General features: G+C 70.2%; 6 protein-coding genes. 4 read left to right on the forward strand and 2 right to left on the reverse strand.

Features of this window, described 5'->3' with window-relative positions:
• Nucleotides 1–920, reverse strand: a 920-nt coding sequence (locus tag HY049_19485) for an ABC transporter permease (GenBank protein MBI3451082.1), incomplete at its 3' end; no start/stop codon positions are given.
• 196 nt (nt 921–1,116) lie between these two features.
• On the opposite strand from HY049_19485, the gene HY049_19490 reads away from it, so the two are divergent.
• From HY049_19490 to gdhA, 3 genes are all read left to right on the forward strand, one after another.
• Nucleotides 1,117–3,768 carry a serine/threonine-protein kinase gene (locus tag HY049_19490; GenBank protein MBI3451083.1) on the forward strand — a complete coding sequence of 884 codons (2,652 nt, stop codon included), beginning with the start codon at nt 1,117–1,119 and terminating at the stop codon, nt 3,766–3,768.
• Nucleotides 3,765–6,443, forward strand: a complete 2,679-nt coding sequence (locus HY049_19495) for a serine/threonine-protein kinase (GenBank protein MBI3451084.1) — start codon at nt 3,765–3,767, stop codon at nt 6,441–6,443. The genes HY049_19490 and HY049_19495 overlap by 4 nt, the downstream gene beginning before the upstream one ends.
• Nucleotides 6,444–6,696: 253 nt before the next feature.
• Nucleotides 6,697–8,058, forward strand: a complete 1,362-nt coding sequence (gene gdhA, locus HY049_19500) for an NADP-specific glutamate dehydrogenase (protein ID MBI3451085.1) — start codon at nt 6,697–6,699, stop codon at nt 8,056–8,058.
• 3 nt (nt 8,059–8,061) lie between these two features.
• Here the strand turns inward: gdhA and HY049_19505 are convergent, their stop codons facing one another.
• Complete coding sequence (locus HY049_19505) at nt 8,062–9,909, reverse strand: hypothetical protein (protein ID MBI3451086.1); 1,848 nt, start codon at nt 9,907–9,909, stop codon at nt 8,062–8,064.
• Between the two features lie 258 nt (nt 9,910–10,167).
• Between HY049_19505 and HY049_19510 the strand changes: the two genes are divergently transcribed.
• Nucleotides 10,168–10,412 (forward strand): hypothetical protein (locus tag HY049_19510; protein MBI3451087.1); only part of this gene is annotated, 245 nt, incomplete at its 3' end.

A 10,412-nucleotide genomic window follows, 5' to 3' on the forward strand; every position in this document is an offset into this window, starting at 1 on the left:
AGAGCGAGGCGCACGGCCATCTCCTTCCGGCGATCGAGCGCGCGCGCCAGGAGGATGTTCGCGACGTTGGCCCCCGCGACGAGGAGCACGAGCGCGGCGATGCCGAGCGCGAGCGCCGCCCCGCGCGCGTACGCCGCGCGGTCGTTCGGGCCGAGGACCGCCTCGGCGAGGGGGAGGACGGTGGCGCTCCACCCCTTGTTCTCCTCCGGATGCTCCCGCGCGAGGCGCGCCGCGATCGTTCTCATCTCCGCCCCCGCCCCCTCGAAGGTCGCGCCGGGGGCGAGCCTGCCGAAGACCTGGAGGAGCCCCGAGTGCCGGCGCTCCGCGATGAAGGACGCGACCCCCGTGAGGACCTGGCGGCGCATCGTGAGAGGGATCCAGAGCTCCGCGGGCCTCAGGAGCGAGAGGCCGGTGAACCCGGCCGGGGCGACGCCGGCGATCGTGAAGGGGTGGTTGTTCACCGAGATCGTGCGCCCCACGGCCGACGGGTCGCCCGCGAACCGTCTCTGCCACAGCCCGTGGCTCAGCACGACCGAGGGCTGCGTGTCGAACGGGCGGTCGTCCTCGACGGCGAACGTCCGGCCCGCCGCGGCCGGCTCGCCGAGAAGCGAGAAGTAGTTCGACGTGACGATCTCCCCGTCGACGCGCTCCGGCGTCCCCCCGGCCGCGAGGGAGAGGGGGATGGATCGGTAGCCGGCCAGGCCCGCGAAGGCGCGGCTCGACTCCCGGTCGTCGAGGAAGTTCGGGAGCGACGTCCCGCCGAAGCCCGGGTTCCTCTCGTCGGTGGTGTAGATCGCGGCGAGAGCGCCGGGGTCGCGCGCGGTGACGGGGCGGAGGAACCCCGCGTTGACGAACGTGAAGACGGCGGTGGCCGCTCCCATCCCGACTCCGAGAGAGCCCACGGCGATAATCGTCGACACCGGCCGCGCCAGGATGCCCCGGAGAGCGGAGCGGAGGTCGCTGCGCATGGGCCGGGTCAAAGCACGCCGTGTGCCATCGGGAAGTCGCGGCGGCGCGGGCGGCCCCGGCGAATCATCGCCCCGCGGTGTCCGCTTCCGGAACGCGCGAGTCCGGATGCGAGATGGCGCGGGACCCTGCGATATACTCGCCGGCCGCATGCCGCTGAGACCCGGAACCCGTCTCGGACCCTACGAGATCCTCGCCCCCCTCGGCGCGGGGGGGATGGGAGAGGTCTACAAGGCGAAGGACACCCGCCTCGATCGCCTCGTCGCCATCAAGGTCCTCCCGGCACACCTCCGGGAGCACCCCGAGCTGAAGGCGCGCTTCGACCGGGAGGCGCGCGCCATCTCGGCCCTCTCGCACCCGAACATCTGCACCCTCCACGACGTGGGTTCGCAGGAGGGGGTCGACTTCCTCGTGATGGAGCACCTCGAGGGGGAGACGCTCGCCTCGCGCCTCGCGAAGGGTGCGCTGCCGGCGGATCAGTCGCTTCGCATCGCGGTCGAGATCGCGGGCGCCCTCGAGCGAGCCCACCGCGGCGGCGTCGTGCACCGGGATCTGAAGCCCGGCAACGTGATGCTGACCCGCGCCGGCGCGAAGCTCCTGGACTTCGGCCTCGCGCGCCTCCTCGCCGCCGAGACGAAGCTCGCCTCGGATCTCTCCTCCCTGGCCACCGAGCACAAGGATCTGACGGCGCAGGGGACGATCATGGGGACCTTCCAGTACATGGCCCCCGAGCAGCTCGAAGGGGGGGAGGCCGACGCCCGGTCCGACATCTTCGCCTTCGGCTCGATGCTCTACGAGATGGTCACCGGCCGCAAGGCTTTCTCGGGGAAGAGCCAGGCGAGCCTGATCGCCTCGATCCTCTCGTCCGAGCCCCCCGCGATCACGGCCATCCAGCCGATGACGCCGCCGGCTCTCGACCGCGTTGTGAAGCGCTGCATGGCGAAGTCCCCCGACGAGCGCTGGCAGAGCGCGGCGGATCTCGCAAGCGAGCTGCGGTGGATCCTCGAGGGAGGGTCTTCGGCGGGGATCCCGGCGCCCGTGACGGCGCGGCGCGTGCGGCGCGAGCGGCTCTGGATGGGTATCGCGGCGGCGGCCGGGATCGTCGCGATCGCCTCCGTGCTGCTCGCAGTGCGCGCACGGACGTCGGTCCCCACCCCTCCGATGCGCCTGTCGCTCGCCGACGCGACCGGGGTCCGTCACGCGCCGTTCGGCCACGTCGCGGTCTCTCCCGACGGCCGGCAGCTCGCGATCATCGCTTTCTCCGCCGACGGGAAGCAGACGCAGCTGCTCGTGAGGGGGATCGACGCGTCGGGCGCGCGCACCCTCGCCGGCACGGAGGGGGCGACGGCTCCCTTCTGGTCCCCTGACTCGCGCTACCTGGGCTTCTTCGCGAACGGCAATCTGAAAAAGGTCAGCGCGGCCGGGGGGCCGGCCGTGGTCGTCGCCGACGCGCCGAACGGCAAGGGCGGGAGTTGGAACCGGGAAGGGGTGATCATCTTCTCCGCAAAAGAGTACGAGGGGCTGTCCCGCGTCTCCGCCGAAGGAGGGGCCGTCGAGCCGGCGACGACGATGGATCCGAGCGAGGAGGCCCACCGCTGGCCCTGGTTCCTCCCGGATGGGAAGCGCTTCGTCTTCCTGGGGGACGCCGCGCGGACGGAGGATCACTACCTGAGGCTCGGCTCGCTCGGCTCTCTCGAGACGACCCGCCTCTTTCGCGCCGTCACGACCGTGGCGTACGTGCCGGGATACCTCGTCTTCGTCCGCGATCGGAGCCTCCTCGCGCAGCCGGTCGACCCCAAGACCCTTCAACCGGCCGGCGAGCCGACGATCCTGGGCGAGGGGATCGTCTCCTCGGGGGACAATCACCAGCTCGGCTTCTCGATCTCGGAGACGGGGCTCCTCGTCTTCCGCTCGGCCGACGTCGACTCGCGCCTGACGTGGCTCGATCGCGCCGGCAAGGCGATCGAGGACCTCGACGAAGCGGGCCAATTCCAGGACGTCGCCCTGTCGCCGTCGGGCCGGTTCGCCGTCTTTGGCCGGAAGACGCCGGACGGCCGCATCGCGGACTACTGGTCGCGCGATCTGGCCCGGGGGGTCACGTCGCGCCTCACGTTCCATCCCGGCGCGGACTTCAGCCCGCTCTGGTCGCGCGACGAGCGCGAGATCGTCCTCTCGAGCTCCCGCGCCCGCGACGGACAGATCTTTCGGCGGGCGGCCGCCGAAGCGGCGGGCGAAAAGATGGTCGCCGACTTCTCGACCACGACGACGCCGACGAGCTGGTCGCCGGACGGGAGGACCGTCCTCCTGACGTCGGGCACGCTGGAGACGAAGCTGGACATCCTCAAGCTCGACATGAGCTCCGGCGCCACCCCTCAGCCGCTCATCCGCACCCCCTTCGACGAGTACGGCGCGGTCTTCTCGCCGGACGGCCGGTGGATCGCCTACACGTCCGAGGAGAGCGGCCGCGCCGAGATCTACCTTCAGAGCTACCCATCGCCCGCCACGAGGCTTCAAGTGACGTCGCAGGGCGGGTCCTACCCGAGATGGCGCGCCGACGGCGGTGAGGTCTTCTTCGTCACGAACACCTCCCACGAGTCGGCGATCGAAATCCGGCAGGCCGCGTCGGGTCCGGAGGCGGGGAAGGCCGTCGACCTCTTCGAGCTGCGCGGCGATTCGTGCGCGCCGGCGCCGGACGGCAAGCGCTTTCTCTGCGACATCCGGAAGGAAGACCCCTGGATGACCCCGATGACCTTCGTCGTCAACTGGCCCGCAATCGTCGCCGCCGGGAGCGCCCCGCGATGAGCCTTGCGGGGGGCTCGCGCCTCGGGCCGTACGAGATTCTCGCGGCGATCGGCGCGGGGGGGATGGGGGAGGTCTACCGGGCGAAGGACACCCGTCTCGATCGGACCGTCGCGATCAAGGTCCTCCCGTCGCACCTCGGCCAGCATCCGGAGGTCCGCGCCCGCTTCGAGCGGGAGGCGAAGGCGATCTCGAATCTGAACCACCCGAACATCTGCACCGTCTTCGACATCGGCACCCACGACGGGGTGGACTACCTCGTGATGGAGCTCCTCGAGGGGGAGTCGCTCGCCGCGCGCCTTGCGCGCGGGCCTCTTCCCCCCAACGAGCTCCTCCCCCGCGCCCTCGAGATCGCCGACGCCCTCGATCGAGCGCACCGCGGCGGCATCGTCCATCGCGATCTCAAGCCCGGGAACGTGATGCTCACGAAGGCGGGGGCGAAGCTCCTCGACTTCGGCCTCGCGAAGAGCATCGCCGCCGGCGCCCCCACGCTGCTGACAGCCGCACCCACCATGACGAGCCCCCTCACCGCGGCGGGGACGCTCGTCGGCACCTTCCAGTACATGGCCCCCGAGCAGCTCGAGGGAAAAGAGGCGGATGCGCGGAGCGACATCTTCGCCTTCGGCGCGCTCCTCCACGAGATGGCGACCGGAAAGCGCGCGTTCGAGGGGAAGACGCAGGCGAGCGTCATCGCGCGCGTCCTCGAGAGCGAGCCGCCGCCGCTCTCGCAGATCCAGCCGCTCGCACCTCCGGGGCTCGAGCGCCTCGTGACTCAGTGCCTCGCGAAGGATCCCGCCGAGCGCCGCCAGACGATGCACGACGTCCTTCTCGAGCTCCGGTGGATTCAGGAGGGAGGCTCGCGCGCGGGCGTTCCGGCCCCCGTCACCGTGAGGCGGCGCCGGGCCGAGGTCGCGCTCTGGACGCTCGTCGCGACGCTCGCGGCGACGTCTCTGATCTTCGCGGCGCTCTATGCGCGCACGGGACGCGCCCAGGAAAGGGTGATCCGCGCGATGATCCCGGCGCCGGCCGGGGCCAACTTCTACATGGCGGGTCCCGAGTGCGGGCCGGTGGCGGTCTCACCGGACGGGCGCCGGATCGTGTTCTCGGCGATGAAGGAGGACGGCTCCCGGCAGCTCTACGTGCGAGCCCTCGACGCGACGGCGGCGACGCCGCTCGCAGGAACGGAGAGCGGGGCGTATCCCTTCTGGTCTCCCGACAGCCGGAAGATCGCCTTCTTCTCGGACGGCAAGCTGCGGCAGATCGCCGCCGACGGAGGCCCGCCGCTCGTCCTGTGCGACGCCCCCAATCCGCGGGGCGGCTCCTGGGGACGCGCCGGGTTCATCGTCTTCGCACCCGTTCTCGACGGCGGCATCTCGAGCGTCCCGGAGGTGGGGGGGACCCCCTCGCCGGTCACGAAGCTCGATTCGGCGGAAGGCGGCGTCGAGGAGACGCATCGCTGGCCGTTCTTTCTTCCGGACGGAAAGCACTTTCTGTACTTCTCTCGCACGGTGGATCGCCGCGTCGAGTCCAACGTGACCAAGCTGGGAGCCCTCGACGGCGCGCCCGGGAAGGTCATCCTCCGCGCACCGTCCAACTCTCTCTACGCCTCCGGTCACCTCCTCTACATCCGCGAGGAGAGCCTGATGGCGCAGCGGATGAATCCGAAATCCTTCGAGCTCGAGGGGGACGCCTTCCCAGTTGCCGACGAGGTGCAGTTCGACTCCAGCTTCTCGCAGGCGATCGTGAGCGCGTCCGAGAACGGCGTCCTGCTGTACCAGACGGGACACGGGGATTCCGGCAGCCGGCTCGTCTGGTACGACCGCGCAGGGAAGGAGATCGGCCAGCTCGGCGACCGGGACACGTACTGGGACGTTTCTCTCTCCGCATCGGGGGATCGCGTGGCCGTCAGCATCTCGGACGTGCGCACCGGCCCTCCGGACCTCTGGATATTCGACGTCGCCCGCGGCCTCAGGACGCGCTTCACGTTCGACACGCACTCTGACGTGGCCCCCGTCTGGTCCCCGGACGGCGCGCGCCTCGCCTACGCCTCGGATCGCGCGGGGACGTCGGATCTCTACGCGAAGCTCTCGAGCGGCGCGGGGACGGACGAGGCGCTCCTGACGTCGGGCGATCGGAAGCTCCCCGCGAGCTGGTCGGCCGACGGGAAGTTCATCGCCTACGAGTCGACCTCGGATCCGAACATGAAGCAGGACCTGTGGGTGCTCCCGCTCACGGGAGACCGGAAGCCGATCGCCTTCCTGAGGACTCCTTTCGGCGAGAGATGGCCGAGGTTCTCCCCCGACGGGAGCTTCATCGCCTACACCTCCAACGAGTCGGGGCGGAACGAGATCTACGTGGCGCCATTTCCCGGTCCCGGCGGGAAGTGGCAGATCTCGACCACGGGAGGGAGCCGGCCCCGCTGGCGCCGGGACGGGAAGGAGATCTTCTACCTCTCCGCGATGAACGCGATCACCTCCGTCGAGGTGAGCCGCGACGGACCCTCGCTTCGCGCCGGGGAGGCGAAAACCCTCTTCCGCGTCGTCCCCGGGCTCATCGGCACCGCTTACGACGTCACCGCCGACGGGCAGCGCTTCCTCGTGAGCTCCCTCTTGCGGAACCAGACGTCAACGCCGCTCACGCTCGTCGTCAACTGGCTGCCGAGCGCGGAGGCGAAGTAGGGGCGACCCCACCCCGCGGGCGTTCCGGAGTGATAATCTTCCCGCCGTCTGAAGGGCCCGCCCGCCGCCTCCAGGGGCACGCTTCTTGCCATTCCAGTGCCGAGACGGCGCGAGGACCCACGGAGTGAGGCCCGGGCTGCGCGCCCACGCGACGGGAGTTGTGCCATATCACGCGCCACCGCCGCCGCCCGCCAACCACAGACGCATCGCTCTAACAGCCATTCGATTCCCCTGAGGGGGATGGAGGAACGGCATGTCCGACTACGTTGGGTCCCTGATGGCCTGGGTGAAGGCCAAGAATCCTGCCGAGCCCGAGTTCCACCAGGCCGTCCAGGAAGTCGCCGAGTCCCTCTCGGTCGTTCTCGAGAAGCACCCGGAGTACCGCAAGGCGAAGATCCTCGAAAGGATCCTCGAGCCCGAGCGCGTGATCATGTTCCGGGTTCCGTGGATGGATGATGGCGGCCACATCCAGGTCAACCGCGGCTACCGCATCGAGATGAACAGCGCGATCGGCCCGTACAAGGGAGGCCTCCGCTTCCACCCCAGCGTCACCCTCGGCGTCCTGAAGTTCCTCGCCTTCGAGCAGGTCTTCAAGAACTCCCTGACGACGCTCCCTATGGGCGGCGGCAAGGGAGGATCGGACTTCGACCCGAAGGGGAAGAGCGACAACGAGGTGATGCGCTTCTGCCAGGCCTTCATGGGCGAGCTCAGCCGCCACATCGGCGCCAACACCGACGTGCCGGCCGGCGACATCGGCGTCGGCGGGCGTGAGATCGGCTACCTCTTCGGGATGTACAAGAAGCTCCGCAACGAGTTCACGGGCGTCCTCACCGGCAAGGGGCTCAACTGGGGCGGCTCGCTCATCCGTCCGGAGGCGACCGGCTACGGCGCCGTCTACTTCGCCGCCGAGATGCTGAAGACCCGCAACGAGACGCTCTCGGGGAAGACCTGCCTCGTCAGCGGCAGCGGCAACGTCGCGCAGTACACGGTCGAGAAGCTCATCGATCTCGGCGCGAAGGCGGTCACGCTGTCCGACTCGAACGGCTACATCTACGACGAGTCGGGCATCAACAAGGAGAAGCTCGCCTTCGTCATGGATCTGAAGAACGTCCGCCGCGGCCGCATGAAGGAGTACGCGGACAAGTTCAAGGGCTCGATCTACACCGCCCTCGACGGCGCGAAGGACACGAACCCGCTCTGGAGCCACAAGGCCCAGTGCGCCTTCCCGAGCGCGACGCAGAACGAGATCAACGCGAAGGACGCGGGGGTTCTCCTCAAGAACGGCGTCTACGTCGTCTCCGAGGGGGCGAACATGCCCACCACGCTCGAGGGGGCGAAGCAGTTCCTCGACGCGCGGATCCTCTACGGCCCCGCCAAGGCGGCCAACGCCGGCGGCGTGGCGACGTCGGGGCTCGAGATGGCGCAGAACAGCATGCGCTACAACTGGACGCGCGAGGAGGTGGACACGCGGCTTCACAACATCATGAAGTCGATCCACAAGAACTGCCTCGAGACCGCGGCGCGCTTCGGCACGCCGGGGAACCTCGTGAACGGCGCGAACATCGCAGGCTTCCTCAAGGTGGCCGACTCGATGATGGATCAGGGTCTGGTCTAGGCCTCACGCGAGTGCGACAGGTCGGCGGCGGAGCGTGCGATGCGGCGCTCCGTCGCCGCAGATCAGGCGCTCCTCGTCCGCGTACACGAGGAACGGCGGGCGCGCTGGATCCGCTCCCATCTCCCAGCGCAGGCCGTCGGGGGCCCGCCCCGTGCAGATCATCTTCCCCTCGTGCAGCAATCCGAGATGGTGGCCGACGCACAGCGTGATCCGGTTCGAGGGATCCCGCATGGCGCCGCCGGTCGATTGGAACTCGACGTGATGATCGTGGAGATTCCCCGTTCCGAGCGATCGGCAGGCCGGCGCCGAGCAGCGCCATCCGTCGCGCTCGAGGGTCGGGTTCTCGCGCCGCTGCCGCCGCGTCTCGACGTTGTCCCAGACGCGCCAGAACTCGCGGAGGAGGAGCGCCAGCGTCTCCCACTGCCTGAGGTCGAACCGCATGACCGCGTGGCAGTGATCGACCGTCTCCTTCCACGCGCGGTGCACCCCCGGCTCGACGAGCATCCGGATGCGGCAGATGCGCGGCGGAAGAGGGGTGAGCGTCTCGTCGGCCTCGAGCGAACGGAGCAGCGCGGCGGCCGAGACGGCCGGGCCGCGGGGCGCGAGGGAGGCGCCCGGTCCGGCACCCGGATCCCGCGGGGTGTGCCGGGCCCGCGCGGCGAGCCTCGGCGGCCGGCCCGGGACCAGCACGATTCCGGGGGGGAGCGGGCCACCATCCAGGAGCTCCCAGATCTCGGGCCGCGTCTCCCGCAGATGCCGCCAGAACGAGATCTCGTCCTCGAGGCGGCGGAGCGTGACCAGAAGAGCTCTTCGGATCCACGCCGCCTCGTTCCATGGCGCGGCGACGCCGTCGAGCGCCAGCGTCCGCTTGAGCGTCAGGCTTCCGGAGAGGTACGCCGCGCGGGCCGCCGGCAGGGCGCGCAGCGTCCTGTCGAGCTTGAGCAGGCAGTAGAGCCTCGACGGAGAGATGGCAAAGGTGTCCGCCGCGTACTCCTCGAGGGAGGAGAACCCTCGCGCGCGATACGTTCGCGAGGCGCCGACGACCTTGAGGTGGGAGGCGATGACGGCATCGCGCCTCTGGCGCTCGCGGAGGAGAGACAAGAGCCCCCGATCCACGGCGCGGGCGTCGGGCGGAAGCGAGGCCGGGGAGTCGAGCGAGCGCGGCTCCCTCGCATCCCGCGGCGTCCGCTGCTCGAGAGGTGAGCCCGGCTCGAGCGGATCGTCGGCGGCGATCGCAGCGCCCGCGTCGAGGGGGCCCGGCGCGGCCTCGACGTGCGTCGGATCGTCGCCCCCCGCCGTCGCCGCGGATATCTCGGCGAGCACGAGCCCCAGGCAAGTCCCCTGGGGGATGGGGCTCCCGACCAGCTGCCGGATGAAGGTCACACTGTCGCGCCACAGCGTCGCAATCCACGCGGGAGCCGGAAGCTCGAGGCTCTCGAGATCGGCTGAGGGTGGCGGCGCCGCACCCCCGTGCGCGGCGCCCCTCAACTCGCGAACGCTCCGGCGCCGCGCGAGGCCGACCCAGAAGGCCTCGCTGCGAGGCTCCGCGACCGGGATCAGCAGGCGGACGTGGGCGGCTGAGATCTCGCCCAGCTCGAGCGCCCGGGCGACGCGCGGAAGCCGTTTCAGCGAGGCCTCGGTGCGCATCAGATCCTCGGCGTCGCGCGCTGCGAATCCGAGCCGCTCGACGACGTAGTCCCCCATGCGCACGAACCCCAGATCGCGATAGAGCCGGGCCTCCCGCATGAGCATGAGACCGCGGGCGAGGGCGCGCTCGCGGCGCACGTCGTCGCGGCCGGGGGCCGGCGCAGCGCCCTGATCTGAATCTCCGTCGTTCTCGTGCGTCGTCATCGTGCGTCGTCGTCAACCTGATTCGCGGGGCCGCCACGGCGGGTCTCGAGTCACCGGAGACCCGGCCCCGCCGGCGCCCGCGATCGTCGTGGGCCTGCGCGAGGAGCTCGACTCGGAAAGCGAAACCTATACGAAAGTCGCGCGGCATGTCAAGCGAACGAGAGGTGGAGGCGTGCGCGGGCGCGCGTGAATGGACCCGCGACGGGCATCTCCTCTATCTTGAGCCGATCTCCTCCTCGACGCGAGGCTTCCGCATCCATGAGATCCCGTCGCAGCCATGCGCTGGCCGTCGCCGCGCTCCTCGCACTGTTCGCGGTCGCCGCCTTCCTCTCCTCGAGGGAGGACTCGGCGACCTTCGACGAGACGGCGCACATCGCCGCGGGGTACTCGGCCCTCGACGCCCGCGACTTCCGGCTGAACCCCGAGCATCCCCCGCTCGCGAAGGTGTGGTGCGCGATCCCGTTGCTGTTCGATCGGGAGCTGGCGGCCGACTACGCCTCGGC

The organism is Acidobacteriota bacterium (assembly GCA_016195325.1).
Taxonomy (GTDB): domain Bacteria; phylum Acidobacteriota; class Polarisedimenticolia; order JACPZX01; family JACPZX01; genus JACPZX01.